General features: G+C 68.1%; 14 protein-coding genes. 8 read left to right on the plus strand and 6 right to left on the minus strand.

Translation table 11 applies throughout. From position 1 onward, the window contains the following. Window positions 1–3 precede the first annotated feature (3 nt). Genes BLW27_RS03845 through BLW27_RS03855 form a run of 3 tightly spaced genes read right to left on the minus strand, consistent with a single transcriptional unit; the run spans window position 4 to window position 2,576 of the window. Window positions 4–465: a hypothetical protein gene (locus BLW27_RS03845; RefSeq protein ID WP_143042200.1), complete on the minus strand. Its 462-nt coding sequence runs from the start codon at window positions 463–465 to the stop codon at window positions 4–6. A gap of 8 nt (window positions 466–473) precedes the next feature. Beyond that, complete coding sequence (locus tag BLW27_RS03850; RefSeq protein ID WP_089879462.1) at window positions 474–1,250, minus strand: DsbA family protein; 777 nt, start codon at window positions 1,248–1,250, stop codon at window positions 474–476. A gap of 24 nt (window positions 1,251–1,274) precedes the next feature. Then, window positions 1,275–2,576, minus strand: coding sequence for a M48 family metalloprotease (locus BLW27_RS03855; protein WP_483862379.1), 1,302 nt, complete (start codon window positions 2,574–2,576; stop codon window positions 1,275–1,277). 75 nt (window positions 2,577–2,651) lie between these two features. Here BLW27_RS03855 and BLW27_RS03860 point away from each other — a divergent pair, with 75 nt between their 5' ends. From BLW27_RS03860 to prfB, 4 genes are all read left to right on the plus strand, one after another. Next, window positions 2,652–3,803 (plus strand): aminotransferase class I/II-fold pyridoxal phosphate-dependent enzyme, encoded by a 1,152-nt coding sequence (locus tag BLW27_RS03860; protein ID WP_089879465.1) that lies wholly within the window; start codon window positions 2,652–2,654, stop codon window positions 3,801–3,803. A gap of 79 nt (window positions 3,804–3,882) precedes the next feature. Further along, a complete protein-coding gene (locus BLW27_RS03865) occupies window positions 3,883–5,106 on the plus strand; it encodes an N-acetylmuramoyl-L-alanine amidase (protein ID WP_245710764.1) in 1,224 nt (407 codons plus the stop codon). 96 nt (window positions 5,107–5,202) lie between these two features. Continuing rightward, on the plus strand, window positions 5,203–7,740 hold the full coding sequence (locus BLW27_RS03870) for a penicillin-binding protein 1A (protein ID WP_089879468.1): 2,538 nt from the start codon (window positions 5,203–5,205) through the stop codon (window positions 7,738–7,740). 173 nt (window positions 7,741–7,913) lie between these two features. Next, complete coding sequence (gene prfB / locus BLW27_RS03875; protein ID WP_089879472.1) at window positions 7,914–9,038, plus strand: peptide chain release factor 2; 1,125 nt, start codon at window positions 7,914–7,916, stop codon at window positions 9,036–9,038. Window positions 9,039–9,101: 63 nt separating this feature from the next. On the opposite strand, the gene BLW27_RS03880 is transcribed toward prfB, so the two are convergent. Continuing rightward, window positions 9,102–9,941 (minus strand): helix-turn-helix domain-containing protein, encoded by an 840-nt coding sequence (locus tag BLW27_RS03880; RefSeq protein WP_245710765.1) that lies wholly within the window; start codon window positions 9,939–9,941, stop codon window positions 9,102–9,104. A 197-nt stretch (window positions 9,942–10,138) separates the two neighbouring features. On the opposite strand from BLW27_RS03880, the gene BLW27_RS03885 reads away from it, so the two are divergent. After that, a complete protein-coding gene (locus tag BLW27_RS03885; protein WP_245710766.1) occupies window positions 10,139–10,444 on the plus strand; it encodes a hypothetical protein in 306 nt (101 codons plus the stop codon). A gap of 112 nt (window positions 10,445–10,556) precedes the next feature. Here the strand turns inward: BLW27_RS03885 and ilvN are convergent, their stop codons facing one another. Continuing rightward, on the minus strand, window positions 10,557–11,117 hold the full coding sequence (gene ilvN / locus BLW27_RS03890) for an acetolactate synthase small subunit (protein ID WP_089879475.1): 561 nt from the start codon (window positions 11,115–11,117) through the stop codon (window positions 10,557–10,559). A gap of 84 nt (window positions 11,118–11,201) precedes the next feature. Next, entirely contained in the window at window positions 11,202–12,956 is a 1,755-nt protein-coding gene (locus BLW27_RS03895) for an acetolactate synthase 3 large subunit (protein WP_089879478.1), read from the minus strand. Between the two features lie 407 nt (window positions 12,957–13,363). On the opposite strand from BLW27_RS03895, the gene BLW27_RS03900 reads away from it, so the two are divergent. The 3 genes from BLW27_RS03900 to BLW27_RS03910 all read left to right on the plus strand — a co-directional run bounded on the left by BLW27_RS03900 (window position 13,364) and on the right by BLW27_RS03910 (window position 16,953). Then, the gene (locus BLW27_RS03900; RefSeq protein ID WP_089879481.1) at window positions 13,364–14,596 is read left to right on the plus strand and encodes a cation:proton antiporter domain-containing protein; all 1,233 of its coding nucleotides are present in this window, start codon (window positions 13,364–13,366) and stop codon (window positions 14,594–14,596) included. A 167-nt stretch (window positions 14,597–14,763) separates the two neighbouring features. After that, complete coding sequence (locus BLW27_RS03905) at window positions 14,764–15,849, plus strand: TRAP transporter substrate-binding protein (protein ID WP_089879485.1); 1,086 nt, start codon at window positions 14,764–14,766, stop codon at window positions 15,847–15,849. A 162-nt stretch (window positions 15,850–16,011) separates the two neighbouring features. Continuing rightward, window positions 16,012–16,953 (plus strand): TRAP transporter small permease subunit, encoded by a 942-nt coding sequence (locus BLW27_RS03910; protein WP_089879488.1) that lies wholly within the window; start codon window positions 16,012–16,014, stop codon window positions 16,951–16,953. Window positions 16,954–16,963 lie beyond the last annotated feature (10 nt).

A 16,963-nucleotide genomic window follows, 5' to 3' on the forward strand; every position in this document is an offset into this window, starting at 1 on the left:
AGCCTAGCGCGTCAGGTAACGTTCCAGCACGAAGGCGGGCATGGCACCGCGGATAAGCCGGTCCGGCATGACGTAGGACGGCACCATGTCCAGCGTCAGCCGCTTCATCAGCGCGGCGCTGTCGGCCTGGTCGGTGTGATGCACGGCGACGTCGACCCCGATCCGTTCGGCAAGCGCGGCGAGTTCCGCTTGCGCCGCGGCACATTCCGCACAATCGGATCCGACGAAAAGCGCGATGTCGGCCTCGCCGCCGAACAACGCATCGCCTTCGGCGGCGATCATCGCGAGGTCGTCGGCGATCTCGTCCGCGTAGGGCTCTTCGATGACGATCTCGGGCGCGCGCAGCGCGTCGATCCGTTCGCGAAGGGACAGCGGTTCTTGCGCCGCGACCGGTCCGGCGCCAAGCGCCGGACCCAAGGCCGCGAAGGCGAAGATGCGAAAGGCGACAGGCCTTGTTCGGGGCACGCCTCGCCTCATCCCTCGGCGCGTTCCTGCGCCACGATCTGCTGCATCGCGTTCAGCGGGGCGTAGCCTCGGATGAGCTGGTCACCGAACACGAAGGTCGGCGTGCCGTTGATCTGAAGCTGCTGCGCCAGCGCGCGGGTCTCGGCGATCCGGCGCGTGACCTCGTCGCTGTCCATCTCGGCCATGATCGCGTCGGCATCCAGACCCAGCGTGTCCGCCAGCCGGGACAGCACCGCATCGTTGGGCTCGCCTTCCAGCGCCATCAGCGCGTCGTGCACCGCCTTGTAGGCCTCGTCGCCGGCGACGATCTGCGTGGCGATCGCGAATTGCGACGAGATCATCGACGCCTCGCCCAGGATCGGGAATTCCTTCACGATCAACCGGATATCGCCGTCGGTCTCGATCAGCTGCGCGACCTCTGGCGAGGCGCGCCGGCAATAGCCGCAGCGGTAGTCCATGAATTCTACGACCGTGATGTCGCCGTCCGGGTTGCCACCCACCCATGAGTATCCGTCGTCGAAGATCGCCTCGGCGTTGTTCGAAACCAGCGCCTCGTCCGCCTGGACCTGCATGTCGGCTTCGCGCTGCTCGAGTACCGAGACGGCCTCCATGATGACCTGCGGATTGCTCATCAGGTAGTCGCGCACCGCTTCGCCGAAGGCTTCGCGCTGGCTGTCGGACATGGTCGCGGGGTCGAAGACGTCTTGCGCGGATGCGCCGTGACCGGACAGAAGCGCAAGCGATAGCGCGGCCGCGGCAAGGGGGCGGGCATTGGAATAAGGCATCGAAGGCTCCTGTCTGTGATAAGTCTAGCGCCGCTGCGCCTGTTCGGCGGCGGATAACACATCCTGCGCGCGTTGCCACGGCCCCGATCGGCGCGGAACCAGTCCCGAGGCGCGCGTTGCGTGCAGGCCGGCATCCGCCATCCGGCCCTGAAGCGCGTAGCGTTCGGCAGTCACGACCGAGGCCATGCCTCCTTGGCCGGTCTGCGCATAGGCCAGCGCAAGGTCGCGCAACAGCCGTGCGTCGGTGCTGTCGCGCCCCTGTGCGGCTTCGAGCGCCCGCAATGCCTCGGCCGGGTGGCCCGCCGCCAGCAGCGCGCGCCCGAGCCCGCCGAGGATCAGCGGCTCGGAGCCTGCGCGCTGCGCGGCGGTCTGGTAGACCTGCACGGCGGCGGCGAAGTTGCGCGATTCCAGCAGGATCTGGCCCTTCAGATCCAGCAGCAGCGGGTCGTCGCCGCGCAGGCGTAGCGCCTCGTCAATGGCGGCCAGCGCGCGGCGCGTGTCGGCGTTGCGATGATGTGCCACCGCCTCGCGCATCAGGCGGATATCCGCACTAGGGCTGTCGGCCGCGCGCCTCAAGGTCCAGCTGGGTGCGCGCTGGAAGGCGGTCAGCTTGCCCTTGGCGCGGGCGAACCAGTAGTTCGCGGTCCCATCCGGTGCGGTCTCGGGCTGGCCGGCGACCAGCCCCTGCAATGCGCGCAACCGGTCGCGGGTCAGCGGGTGGCTGCGCGTGTAGGGATCCTGCCGGCCGAGTGACAGCGCCTCCTGCCCGCTGAACATCTCCTGCACCTCGAGCGCGGCGCGCGGGTTTATGCCAGCGCGCATCAACAAGCGAACGGATTCGATGTCGGCCGAGGATTCCTCGGCCCGCGTGTGGGACAGAAGCGTGCGCATCGCGCTGTTCTGCGTCCCCAGCGCGACTGCGGCACCAAGCTGGCCTTCGCCCGTTGCGGCGGCAGCGGCGGCCGCCAGCACAAGGCCCAGGCCGGCGGCGGTGCGCGCGCTGCGCATGTTCCCGAGGCGCTGCGAAATGTGACCGTTCGCGATATGCGCCGCCTCGTGCGCGATCACCGCCTGCAGCTGCGCCGCTGTCTCGAGCCGCGAGATCAGCCCGGAATGGATGAAGATGTGGCGCGTGTCGGCCACGAAGGCGTTGAGCGAGCCGTCGTCGACGAGAAGGATCCGCGTCTGCGTCGGGCTGAGTCCCGCGGCGCCCAGAACGGGCGCGGCAAGCTGGCGCAGCGCGTGTTCGATATCCGCGTCGCGCAGCAGCGACAGGCCCGCCCGGGCCGGCGCCGCGACCGCCAGTGCGAGCGTCAGCGCCATCATCCACAAAGCCGCGCGCCGCATTGACGATAACCCCATCCCGCCCGTAAGCCTCGGCCGCGAGTAGAGAGGCACCCCATGAAGAATTCAAGACGCGGCGCAGTCGATCCCTTCATCGTGATGGACGTGATGGAGGCCGCGCGCCAGGCCGAGGAGGCCGGCCGGTCGGTGATCCACATGGAGGTCGGCCAGCCTGGCACCGCAGCACCCGCCGCCGCGCGCGACGCGCTGGCGCGCGCGATGCGCGACGACCCGCTGGGCTATACCGTGGCGCTCGGTCTGCCGGCATTGCGCAAGCGGATCGCGCGGCTTTACGGCGAGTGGTACGAAGTCGATCTTGACCCGGCGCGCGTGGTGGTGACGCCGGGCAGTTCCGGCGGGTTCATCCTGGCGTTCTCGGCGCTGTTCGACGCGGGCCAGAAGGTCGCGCTGGGGCGTCCGGGCTACCCGTCCTACCGGCAGATCCTGCGCGCGCTCGACCTGCAGCCGGTCGAGATCGCCGCGCGCGCCGAAAACCGCCTGCAGCTGACGCCCGATGACCTGGAGGGCGTCGATTACGACGGTTTGCTGATGGCCAGCCCCGGCAACCCGACCGGCACCATGTTGGACCGCGACGCGCTGGCCGCGCTGATCGGCCATGCGCAGCGGCGCGGCGCGTCGTTCCTGTCGGACGAGATCTATCACGGGCTAGAATACGACCGCCGCGCGGTCTCGGCGCTGGAGATCTCGGACGACGTCTGCGTGATCAACTCGTTCTCGAAGTACTTCTCGATGACCGGCTGGCGCGTCGGCTGGCTTGTCGTCCCCGAGGCCAACCTGCGGCAGGTCGAACGGCTGGCGCAGAACTTGTTCATCTGCGCGCCGCATGCCGCGCAGGTCGCGGCATTGGCGGCGATGGACGCCACCGACGAGCTGGAGGCCAATCGTGCGGTATATGCCTGCAATCGTGCGCTGATGATCGACGGGCTTCCCAGGGCCGGCTTCGACCGCATCGCGCCGCCGGACGGTGCCTTCTACGTCTACGCCGATGTCAGCCACCTGACCGACGACAGCCGCGCCTTCGCGAGGCAGATCCTGGACGAGGCCGGCGTCGCGGTGACGCCGGGGCTGGACTTCGATCCCGACCGGGGCGCCGGCACGTTGCGCTTTTCCTACGCCCGCGCCAGCGCCGACATCGAGGAGGGGCTGGCGCGCCTGGCACGGTTCATGCAGGCGCGCCGCGAAACGTGACGCAGCGCCGCCGAGAGCAAGGCTGGGCAAGGCCGGCCGGCCGGTGATACGCTTCGCGCGAAACGGGCAGGGCGCTCGCATGGGCAGGTTTATGGGCGGGTTTCGCACCGCGATCGCGGCAGGGCTTCTTCTGGGCATGACGGGCGTGGCCGGCGCGCAGGACGCGTCGGGGCTGGCGCGCCTGACCGGCGGCGTGATCGAGGACAGCCGCCGCGGCGTCATGGCCTCGCTCGAACTCAGCCAAGGCGTACCGTGGCGCGTCTTCACCTTGGACAACCCGTGGCGCGTGGTGCTGGATTTCCGCGAGATCGCGCTGGACGATGACGCGGCCGCGGCGCTGGACCGATCCGACCGCGTGCGCGACATCCGCATGGGCGCCTACCGTCCCGGATGGTCGCGGATCGTGCTGGGTTTGTCCGAACCCTTGGCCGTGGCGCAGGCCGGGCTGCGGATCGACCGCGAAAGCGGCGCCGCCACGCTGGCCCTGACGCTGGAGCGCACCGACGCACAAAGCTTCGCCGTGTCGGCGGGCCTGCCGGCCGACCCCGATTGGGGGCGGCCGCGCGCGGTTGCTCCACGCGCACCGAAGGATGCCGATGGCCGCTTGGTGGTCATGCTCGATCCCGGACATGGCGGAATCGATCCGGGCGCGCAGCGCGACGGCGCCAGCGAAGCAGACCTGATGCTGCAATTCGCGCGTGAGCTGCGAGACGTGCTGCGCCGCACCGGCCGCTATGCCGTCACGATGACCCGCGACGACGACGTGTTCGTGTCGCTCGAGGCGCGGGTCGCCGCGGCGCAGGACGCGGGCGCCGACCTGTTCGTGTCGCTCCACGCGGACGCGATCGAGGAAGGCGTGGCCCGCGGCGCGTCGGTCTACACCCTGTCGCGCGACGCCAGCGACGAAGCCTCGGCCGCGCTGGCGGAACGCCATGAGCGCGATGACCTGCTGTCCGGGCTGGACCTGACCGGCACCGACGACCGGGTGGCGCAGGTTCTGATGGACATCGCGCGGCTCGACAGCACGCCACGGTCGCGCGCGCTGGCCCGGCACGTGGTGGACGGCATCCGCAACGCCGTCGGCGAAGTGCACAAGCGCCCGCTGCGCCATGCAGGTTTCTCGGTGCTGAAGGCGGCCGACATCCCGTCGGTCCTGGTCGAGCTGGGATTCCTCTCGACCGGCCAGGACCTGAAGAACCTGCGGGACCCGGTCTGGCGTGCGGGCATGGCCGCGGGCATCCGCGACGGGATCGATGCCTGGGCGCTCGAGGATGAGGCGCTTAAGGGGCTGCGCCGGCATTGACGGCCCGGCCGGTTTCGGCCGAGCCTTGCGGCTTCGTGTTTTGACCGCGACGCCAAGCGCGTATAGTGACGCCGCATTCCCATGACGAGGCCGCGCGTGACCCGATTCATCCTGTCCTTTTTCGGCGGCATCTTCAGCGTGATCACGCTGGGGCTGCTGATGGTCGCGCTCACCATCGGCGCGGTCTTCTGGATGTACGGCCGCGACCTGCCGAGCCACGAAAGCCTAGCACAGTACACGCCGCCGACGATCAGCCGGATCTACTCGGCCGAGGGGCGCGTGATCGACGAATTCGCGCAGGAACGCCGGCTGTTCACCCCCGCCGACCAGATCCCGGATCTGGTCAAGCAGGCTTTCATCTCGGCCGAGGACAAGAACTTCTACAGCCACCAGGGCTATGACCCGCGTGGCATCGCGGCGGCCTTCGTCGACGCGGTGCGCTCGCGCGGGCAGGACGTGCGCGGCGCGTCCACGATCACCCAGCAGGTGATGAAGAACTTCCTGCTGTCGGGCGACCGGCGGGCCGAGCGCAAGATCAAGGAGATCATCCTGGCCAGCCGCGTGGAATCCGCGCTGAGCAAGGAGAAGATCCTCGAACTCTATCTCAACGAGATCTTCCTGGGCCAGAACGCCTACGGCGTCACCGCCGCGGCGCAGGTCTACTTCAACAAGACCCTGTCCCAGCTCGCACCGCACGAGGCCGCGACGCTTGCCTCGATGCCCAAGGCGCCGTCGAACTACCATCCCGTGCGCAATGCCGACCGGCTGCTGGACCGGCGCAACTTCGTGCTGCGCGAGATGTACGAAAACGGCTATATCGACCGCGGAACCTATCTGGTGGAAGAGGCGCAGCCGCTACGCTCGGTCCAGAACGACGACTTCGAACCGTACCAACGTGCCATGCCCCCGCGCGACTACTTTACCGACGAGATCCGCCGCCAGCTGAGCCGCGATTTCGGCGAAGAGCAGTTCTTCTCGGGCGGCTACAACGTGCGGGCCACGCTCGACCCCGAGATGCAGGAAGAGGCCGCCGAGGCGCTGCGCCGGGCACTGGAACGCTACGACCGCGGCCTGGGCACCTGGCGCGGCACCGGCGTCACGATCCCGGTCGAGACGCTGGAGGACGAGGCGGCCTGGCGCGCGGCACTGGTCGATCTGAACGTCGCCCGCGACATCACGCTGGACGGAAAATGGCACGTGGCTGTGGTGCGCGAGGTGCGTGCCGACGAGCTGGTGCTGGGAATCGAGGACGTGCCCGCCGATGATCCGCGCGCGCCCGTGGTGCCGCGGTCGGACACATCGTGGTTCAGCGGAGACCTGGACGCCAATTTCGGTGCCGGCGCCGTGGTCTATGTCCGCGAGGAGATGACGGAGGAGGGCGGCTTCGCGCATTGGAGCCTGCGCCAGATCCCCGAGGTTCAGGGCGGCTTCATGGCGATGGACGCCAACACCGGCCGCGTGATCGCCATGCAGGGCGGTTTTTCCTACCAGGACTCGGTGTTCAACCGCGCCACCCAGGCGCAGCGCCAGCCGGGGTCGAGCTTCAAGCCCTTCGTCTACGCCTCGGCGCTGGATTCGGGCTACACCCCCGCGACGATCGTGGTCGACGCCCCTATCGAGGTGGACACCGCGCAGGGCGTCTGGCGGCCGCGCAACGCGTCCAACCGGTTCTACGGACCGACGCCCCTGCGGACGGGCATCGAGAGGTCGCGCAACCTGATGACCATCCGCCTGGCGCAAGAGGTGGGCATGGACACGGTCGCCACCTATGCTGAGCGGTTCGGCGTCTACGACGACATGGGCCGGAACATCGCCAACTCGCTGGGTGCGGACGAGACGACGCTGTATCGCATGGTCGCGGCCTACGCGATGTTCGCCAACGGCGGCGAGCGGGTCGAGCCCACGCTGATCGACCGCGTGCAAGACCGCTATGGCAAGACGATCTACAGCCACGAGACGGCGGCCGGCAATGCGCGGGTCTGCATCGATTGCGACGACGCCGCGCTGCCCGAGGGCCGCGCGCCGCGCATCATCAACCAGCGCGAGCGGGTGATGAACGCGGTCACGGCCTACCAGCTGACCTCGATGATGCAGGGCGTGGTCGAGCGCGGCACCGCGGCCGCAACGGTGAACCTGCCGGTGCCCACCGCGGGCAAGACGGGCACCACGAACGACGCCAAGGACGTGTGGTTCGTCGGCTTCACCTCGAACATCGTGGCGGGCTGCTACATCGGCTACGACCAGCCGCAGCCGCTGGGTGCATCGGCGTCGGGCGGCGCGATGTGCGGCCCGGTGTTCGACGAGTTCATGGAGGAGGCGGTGGCCAAGTATGGCGGCGGGCCCTTCGACGTCCCGGACGAGTGCCAGTTCATCAAGATCGACCGGTTCAGCGGTTCGCGGCTGTCGGACGACGCGAGCGGGCCGAACGTGGTGGCCGAGTGCTTCCGCGAGGGCGAGGTTCCGATCTTCGGCATCCAGTTCGACGGCGGCTTCGCGGTCTCGGGCGATTTCGACCGGATCGCCCCCGGCGAGGAAGAGGGCCAGGCCCGCAACGTGACCACCTCGACCGGAGAGCAGGGCGTGGTGGGGCCGCGGGCCGGGTTCGGCACGCTCAGCTCGGGCGGGCTATACTGACGGCGATACCGGGTGTCCCACGGTGGGACATCCCGGCGCCTGAACGATTCCAAGGGCTTGCAGAGACGCTTTAACCTTTCGTCAACGAAGGCCCCCGCCGGCCGGCGGCTTGCCCGCGCCGCGCCGGCCTGCTATCAGCGGCCGACATCCAATCAACCCGACCGGACCCGACCATGCGCGCCGAAGCCCAGAACAACGTCGAGAAGATCCGCAAGTCGCTCGACCTGCTGGCCCAGCGGCTGGGCCACGAGACCGCCCAGCACCGGCTGGAGGAGTTCAACGCGCGCGTCGAGGATCCCGACCTGTGGAACGATCCCGCTGCCGCGCAGAAGCTGATGCGTGACCGGCAGGGGCTGGTCGACGCGATGGAGGCCTACAACTCGCTCAAGCAGGAGCTGGAGGACCAGGTCGAGCTGATCGAGCTGGGTGAGGCCGAGGACGACGAAGAGGTCGTGGCCGAGGCAGAGACCGCACTGCGCGGGCTGGTGGATCGCGCCGCCAAGAAGGAGCTCGAGGCGCTGCTGGATGGCGAGACCGACGGCAACGACGCCTTCCTCGAGATCAAGTCCGGGGCAGGGGGCACCGAGGCCTGCGACTGGGCGCAGATGCTGGCGCGGATGTATGTCCGCTGGGCCGAGAAGCGCGGCTTCGAGGTCGAGTTGCAGGAAGAGACGCCGGGCACCGAGGCCGGCATCAAGTCTGCCACCTACCAGATCAAGGGCAAGAACGCCTACGGCTGGCTGAAATCGGAATCCGGCACGCACCGGCTGGTGCGCATCTCGCCCTTCGGCAAGGGCACGCGCGAGACGTCCTTCGCCGCCGTGGGCGCCTACCCGGTGATCGACGACAACATCGAGATCGAGGTGAACCCCGCCGACATCCGCATCGACACCTACCGGTCGTCGGGCGCGGGCGGGCAGCACGTGAACACGACGGATTCGGCCGTGCGGATCACCCACGCGCCGACCGGGATCGTGGTGACGTCGTCCGAGAAGTCGCAGCACCAGAACCGCGACATCGCCATGAAGGCGCTGAAATCGCGGCTGTACCAGCTGGAACTCGACCGCCGCAACGCCCAGGTCAACGCGTTGCACGAGGCCAAGGGCGATGCGGGCTGGGGCAACCAGATCCGGTCCTACGTGCTGCAGCCCTACCAGATGGTGAAGGACCTGCGCACCCAGCACGAGACCGCCGACACGCAGGGCGTGCTGGACGGCGACCTGGACCCGTTCATGGCGTCAACCCTGGCGATGCAGGTGTCGGGCAAGTCCCGCGCCGAGGCGGGCGCGCAGGACTGATCCGCGCGCCGCGTTCGATCCTCGCATTGCCGGGTGCCTCGGGCCGGTGCGCGGCGCGGGGCGTCACGAGATCGGTTTGTCCGGCTCCAGCAGCTGGCGGTGATAGGGCATCAGACTGTCGGCACTGACCAGACCGGAGGCGCGCGCGGCGGCCAGGACCTTGCCAGTCTTGCGGCCGAGATGCTCGTAGACCTGCCGTTCGAACCGGCGGCCGGCGACGTTCTCGCGCAGCGGACGGCTGGTGTAGCCGACCCAGTAATTGTTCTCGAACGTGGGCACGCGCGACAGGAAATTGTAGGTCGCCGTGGTCGCGCCCCTGCGGCTGACCAGCGCCGACACGCCATCCTCCTGCGGCAGCACGGCGCCGCGGAATTCGCGCGTGCAGGGGTCGGCCGGCAGGCCCTGGCTGCGCATCGCCTCGCGCGCCTCGAAGCCGCGCAGGAAGCACAGACCGTCGGCGCGGAACACGTAGACCAGCCCCATCACGAAGCGGTTCGAATCGAGAAAGCTGCGGCGCACGAAGCGGTAGAAGCCGCTGGGAAAGTCCTCCTCGCGAACCGGCTGGGCGCTTCGGCCCAGGAAGTCGGCCACCGCCGGGTGGACCATCGGCCCCTTCACCGGCGCTGCGACGGATTCCAGGGGCTCGAGCAGGATGCGCGCATCGACGCCGAAATGGCGGCAGATCCGGTGCAGCAGGTCGGGCCGCGGAAAGCTTTCGCCGGCCAGGTAGCGGTTGAACTGCGTGCGGTTGATTCCGATCTCGCGGCACAGCGCCGAGATCGATTCGGAGCGCGCGGTCAGCTTGCGCAGATTCGCGCCAAGCATGTCGCGGAGCGCGGCCGGATTCGGCTGGTGATCGTGTTGTGGTTGTTTGTCCAACGCAAATTCTCGCAGCAGTTTCATGCGCTTCCTCGCTTGCTTGCGGGTGTGTCAGGGGGTGACGCCAACCCGCGTCACCCCTGGTGCGCTTTAGCGCCAGAATGACCCGTTTCTGGTACAAAGTGCAAGCGGTCGACGCCCCTATAGTCATGTTGTCTGGCCCTGGATTCCGGCATCGTGATCGTAGCGGAAACGCAGGGGCAATTTGGACGGATCGCATCATGGAAGATCGGATGTACGGAGTCGTTCTTTGGGCGGATGCCAGCGAAAGCAAGGCTGTCATCTGGTGCGAAGACCATGGAAATCTTGCGTATTATTCCGAACCCGAAGTCTCGTTCGACTGCGGCGAGCCGCTGGACGCGGGCGACCTGATCCAGTTCGACCTGCGCGAGGAAAGCGAGTGCCGCCGCGCCCGCAACCTGCGCCGCGTCGACCCGCAGCACGCGCCGGCGCTGCCCGCCCGGCTGCGCGGCGACACGCGCCAGCCGGCGTCGAACGTCATCAGCTTTCCGCAGCGCAAGCAATAGGCCTGGCACCGCACGCGGGTGCGGGCACATGGAGTGATCGGCGCGCCGTCTTGCGGTGCGCCGTTTCTGCTTCCGGAGGCCGGCGGTTGACCGGTGGCGGGCAGGCTCGGGGTCAGGTGCCGCGGGCCAGCGCGGCGACGCCCGTGCGCGCGATCTCGATCAGGCCCAGCGGGCGCATCAGGTCGGCGAAGGCGTCGATCTTGTCGGGCGTGCCGGTCAGCTGGAAGACGAAGCTTTCCAGCGTCGAATCAACCACCTGCGCGCGGAAGATGTCCGCCAGCCGCAGCGCCTCGACCCGCTTGTCGCCCAAGCCCGCCACCTTCAGCAGCGCCAGTTCCCGCTCGACCGAGCGGCCCTCGACCGTCAGGTCGTGCACGTCGTGGACGGGCACGATCCGGCCGAGCTGCGCCTTGATCTGCTCGATCACCTGCGGGGTACCCGTGGTGACGATGGTGATGCGGCTGAGATGCCCCTGGTGGTCGACCTCGGCCACGGTCAGGCTGTCGATGTTGTAGCCCCGCCCGGAAAAGAGCCCGATGACGCGGGCCAGCACGCCGGGCTCGTTCTCGACCAGCACGGCCAGCGTGTGGGTCTCCTGCACGTCCGAGAATTGCGGCCGCAGGTTGTAGGCCGAGTGCTTGGACGAGCCCTTCTTGATCTTCAGCGCCGACATCGGGTTGCTCCTTTTCCGCCGCGCGGGCGGGTCCTGAATTCGTTCTTGCGCAAGGGGCGGGGGCGCGCGGCCCCCGCCGACAGGTCAGACCAGCACGGCGCCCTTTGTGCCGATGGCGTCCTTGGTCGAGGCCTCGCCCAGCAGCATCTTGTTGTGCGGCTCGCCGCTCGGGATCATCGGGAAGCAGTTCTCGTGCTTCTCGACGAGGCAGTCGAAGATCACCGGGCCGTCGTGATCGAGCATCTCCATGATCGCGTCGTCCAGGTCGGCGGGATCGTCGCACTTGATGCCCTTGGCGCCGAAGGCCTCGGCCAGCTTGACGAAGTCGGGCAGGGATTCCGACCAGCTGTGCGAATACCGCTCACCGTGCAGAAGCTCCTGCCACTGGCGGACCATGCCGAGGCGCTCGTTGTTTAGAATGAACTGCTTGACCGGCAGGCGGTACTGCACCGCGGTTCCCATCTCCTGCATGTTCATCAGCCACGACGCCTCGCCCGCGACGTTGATGACCAAGGCGTCGGGATGCGCGACCTGCACGCCGATCGACGCCGGAAAGCCGTAGCCCATCGTCCCGAGGCCGCCCGAGGTCATCCAGCGGTTGGGGTCCTCGAAGCCCAGATACTGCGCGGCCCACATCTGGTGCTGGCCGACCTCGGTGCAGATGTAGCGGTCGCGTCCCTTGGTGAGCGCCTCGAGCCGCGCGATGGCGTGCTGCGGGCGGATCACCGGGCCGTCCTGCTTGAACTTCAGGCAGTCGACCGCGCGCCACTTGTCGATCTGCTTCCACCACTTGGTCAGGGCTTCGCGGTTGGCCTTGCGCCCGCGGGCCTTCCAGACCTTCAGCAGGTCCTCGAGCACGTGGCCGACGTCGCCGACGATCGGGTAGTCGGTCTTGACCACCTTGTTGATCGACGAGGGGTCGATGTCGATATGCGCCTTGCGCGAATGCGGGCTGAACGCGTCGATGCGGCCGGTGATCCGGTCGTCGAAGCGCGCGCCCACGTTGATCAGCAGGTCGCAGCCGTGCATCGCCAGGTTGGCCTCGTAGAGCCCGTGCATCCCGAGCATCCCCAGCCAGTTCCTGCCCGAGGCGGGATAGGCGCCGAGGCCCATCAGGGTCGAGGTGACGGGGATGCCCGTCGCCTCGGCCAATTCGCGCAGCAGCTGGCTGGCGCCGGGGCCCGAGTTGATCACCCCGCCGCCGGTATAGAGCACCGGCTTCTCGGCGGTCTCGATCGCCTCGACCAGCGCCTCGATCATCTCCATGTTGCCCTTGACCTGCGGCTGGTAGTGCCGCGAGCCGGCCTTGGGCTTCGGCTGGTAGGCGGCCGAGGCGAACTGCACGTCCTTCGGGATGTCGATCAGCACCGGGCCGGGACGGCCCGAGGTGGCGACGTGGAACGCCTCGTGGATGGTGGCGGACAGGCGGTCGGTCTCTTTCACCAGCCAGTTGTGCTTGGTGCAGGGCCGGGTGATGCCGACGGTGTCGGCCTCCTGGAAGGCATCCGAGCCGATCATGAAGGTGGGCACCTGGCCGGTCAGCACGACCAGCGGGATCGAATCCATCAGCGCGTCGGTCAGGCCGGTGACGGCGTTGGTCGCGCCCGGACCGGACGTGACAAGAACGACGCCCGGCTTGCCGGTCGAGCGCGCGTAGCCCTCGGCCGCGTGGACCGCGCCCTGTTCGTGGCGCACCAGGATGTGCCGGATGTCGTTCTGCTGGAAGATCTCGTCGTAGATGGGTAGCACGGCGCCGCCGGGATAGCCGAATACGACGTCCACGCCCTGTTCCTTCAGGGCCTGAACCACCATCTTCGCTCCGGTCATCTGACGTGTCATCGCGTGTGTTCCTTCTACGACGTCGTGTCTGTCATGGTCGCCTGCGCGCCGCGTCCTTGCGGAACCGCGCATAAAAAAGCCCCCGGTTTTGTCCGGGGGCGCATGGGGAACCGGTCTGGTCGCCGTTACCGGGCCATGCGCCTGTGTCCTGCAATTACCACTAGGGAAAGCATACCGGTCTTCCTTGCCGCGTGGCCGCAAACTATGCAGCCCGCGCAGGCCCGTCAACCGCGATTCGCAGCGTAATCGTGCCGTGGAGGCCAGAAATCTTTCCGAAAGTTGCGCAAATCCGGTCCGGTTGACGCGATCGTGTTCGGAACTTCCGTGTCCGGGCGGGGGTTTCAGCCGGAAACACCGGTCCGCGGTGCCGCCCGACGGCCGAGCCGCAGAGGTCCGCAGGGGACAGAATGCACCAGCTTCACGCAGCCATCGCCGTCTGCGCCGTCACCGTGATCGCGCTCGGCCTGCTGTCCGGCGACATCAAGCGGTCGCCGCTGTCGGTGCCGCTGCTGGCGCTGGCGCTCGGGATCGCGACCGGCCCGGCGGGGCTGGGCTGGCTGGTGCCCGAGCAATGGGCCGAGGCACACCGGCTGCTGAAGCAGGCCGCGCGCTTCACGGTCGCGGTCAGCGTCACGGGCATCGCGTTGCGCACCCCGATCGAGGACCTGCGCCGGCTGCTGAGACCGGTCGGCCTGCTGCTGGTGTTCGGGATGCTGGGGATGTGGGCGGTTTCGGCCGCGGTGTCGTGGTGGCTGCTGGGGCTCGCCCCGCTGACGGCGCTGCTGCTGGGCGCGGCGGTGACGCCCACGGACCCGGTGGTGGCGTCGGCCATCGTCACGGGCAGGGCGGCGGAGGAGAAGCTGCCGTCGCGGTTGCGCTCGGCCCTCTCGCTGGAGAGCGGCGCGAATGACGGGCTGGGCTACCTGATCGTGATGTTGCCGCTGCTGGCGCTGACCCTGCCGCCCGAGGCGGACGTGGCGGCGCGCTGGCTGGTGCAGACGTTGCTGGTCGGCGTCGTGCTGGCCGTTGTGCTGGGCGCGGCGATCGGGGCGATCACCGGCTGGGCGCTGCGCCGGTCGCGCGCCGCCGGGCTGATCGAGTATCATTCCTTCCTGTCGATCTCGGTGGCGCTGTCGCTGCTGTCGCTGGCGGCGGCGGCGCTGGCGGGCAGCGACGGGATCCTGGCAGCCTTCGCCGCCGCGCTGGCCTTCAGCCTGACGCTGGACCGGTCGGACGGTTTCGCCGAGGAGAACGTGCAGGAGGCGATCTCGAAGCTGTTCAACCTGCCGGTATTCGTGCTGCTGGGGGTCATGCTGCCCTGGTCAGGCTGGGCGGAGATGGGCGCGGCCGGGCTGGCCTTCGCGGCGGCGCTGCTGGTCCTGCGCCGGCCGGTGGTGATCGCGCTGCTGGGCCCGGTGCTGGGCGGCGGCCTGGTCCGGCGCGACGCGGTGTTCCTGGGATGGTTCGCGCCGGTGGGGGTGGCGGCGCTGTACTACGCGCTGCACGCGATGGAGCGGACGGGCGACCCGGTCTACTGGCACGCCACCTCGCTGGCGATCGCGGCCTCGGTGCTGGCGCACGGGGTGACGGCAACGGCAGGGATGACCCTGTACGCGCGGGCGGCGAAGCGCCGCGCGTGATCGGGAAGCCTCAGGCCATGGAAGCCATGCGTGGCGTGCAAACCAGTATTGCGTGAAACGTGCCATTCGCTATTTTCTTGCGCAGGCGCCTTGTCTAGGGTCGCGTCACGAAACGATCTGCGCGGCGCCGGGGGCAACGCGCACAATAATCCACGGGAGGATACTACATGGACCGTCGTTCTTTTCTCAGGACATCGACTGTCGGCGCGGGCGCCGCGGCCGCAACGACGCTGGCCGCGCCGGCGATCGCGCAGGGCAACCGCACGCTGACGCTGGTGACGACCTGGGGACGCGGCCTTGCCGGTGTGCATGACAGCGCGCAGTATTTCGCCGACAACCTGACCGCCGCGACCGATGGGCAGCTGACCGTCGACCTGCGCGCCGGCGGCGAACTTGTGGGCGCCTTCGAGGTGTTCGACGCGGTCTCGGCCGGGCAGGCGGACATGTATCACGGCGTCGACTACTACTTCCTCGGCCAGCATCCGGCGCTGAGCTTCTTCAGCCAGGTGCCCTTCGGCATGAACTTCCAGGAATATTCCAACTGGTTCTACCACGACGGTGGCCGGGAACTGGCGGATGACCTGTACTCGATCTTCGGCCTGAAGGCCTTCCCGGCGGGCAACACCGGCCCGCAGTCGGGCGGCTGGTTCTCGAAGGAGATCAACAGCCCCGAGGACTTCCAGGGCCTGCGCTTCCGGATGCCGGGCCAGGGCGGCCAGGTTCTGGGCAAGCTGGGCGCGTCGGTGCAGAACCTGCCGGGCTCGGAAGTGTACCAGGCGCTGTCGTCGGGTGCCATCGAGGGCACCGAGTGGATCGGTCCCTGGGCCGACGAGACCGCCGGTTTCCAGGAGATCACCAACATCTACTACACCGCCGGTTTCCACGAGCCGGGGCCGAACCTGAACGTCGTGCTGAGCCAGGACGTCTGGGATAGCCTGTCGCCGCAGCACCAGAAGATCGTCGAGCAGGTGGCCCGGGCGGACAACCTCTGGACCATGTCGCTGTTCATGGCGAACAACTCGGCCGCGCTGCAGCGTCTGCAGCAGGGCGGCGTGCAGCTGCAGGAATTCCCCGACGAGGTCTGGGATGCCTTCGGCGCCGCCGCGCAGGAAGTCATCGCCGAACCGATGGGCGACGAGCTGTACCGCCGCATCCACGACAGCTACATGGAATCGCTGCGCTCGTCGGCACAGTGGATCGAGCGGTCGGAGGGCGCCTTCGCGGCCCAGCGGAACCGCGTCCTGGGTTTCTGAGAATCTCGGATGCCAATCGGAAGGCCCCGGACACCGGGGCCTTCTTTGCCTTCGTCCGACCGGCTGCGGGCGACCGGGCATGAACCTATCGCGGACGCGTGGCGGGGGCCGTGCATCCGCACCGGCCGGAACCGGGAAATCTGAAAGGGACGAGGCGGAAGCATGGAACAAGCGGAGTCTTCCGCGGGCGTGATCGACATCCTGTCGGGCGCGCTGTCCGGGATCTGGTGGGTCGTCCAGAACATCGCGATGGCGTTCTGGAACCTGGGATACGCGCTGACGCATCCGACGCTGTGGCTGGACTGGAGCAATTCCGAAGCGATCATGCGCTTTGTCTACTATGGCGCGTCGGTCGAACTGTTCTTCGTGGCGTTCACCTTCTTCCTGGTGATCTTCCTGGTCGGGCTGTGGCGCAACGCCTTCCTGTGGGGCACGGTGCGCGTGCTCGAAGGCTTCGCCAACTCGGTCGGTCGCGTGGTTGCCTGGGCGGGCCTGATCATGGTGCTGCAGCAGGTGATCATCATCTTCATCCAGCGCATCTTCGCACGGCCCGACCTGTCGATCGGCTTCGGCCTGCCGATCACCTTCGACATCAGCTGGTGGTCCGAGGAGCTGAAGCTTTACAACGCGATGGTCGTGGCGCTGTGCCTGACCTACACCTTCGTGCAGCGCGGCCACGTGCGGGTGGACCTGCTCTACTCGCCGGCAAGCTTCGGCACCAAGCGCGTCATCGACATGTTCGGATCGCTGTTCTTCATGCTGCCGATGGCGGTGGTGATCTGGCTGTATTCGTGGTTCTTCATGTGGCGGCACCTGATCGTGCCGAACCCGTCTGCCTCGGAAGACCTGGACCGGCTGCTGAACAAGGCCCGCGCGCTGCGCTGGAACGTCGAGACCATCGGCTTCAGCCCGAACGGCTTCACGGCCTACTTCCTGTTCAAGGTGCTGATCGTGATCATGGTGGGGATGATCTTCATCCATGCCTTCGCCTTCTTCTTCCGGTCGTTCCTGGAATGGAAGGAAGGCCCGGCATCGGAAGGCAAGTACCTGGATCTCGACACCGTCGAGCCCGGCGAAGAAGCCTTCGAAAACAAAGAATTCTGAGGGATTGCTG

The organism is Citreimonas salinaria, assembly GCF_900107235.1.
GTDB lineage: Bacteria > Pseudomonadota > Alphaproteobacteria > Rhodobacterales > Rhodobacteraceae > Citreimonas > Citreimonas salinaria.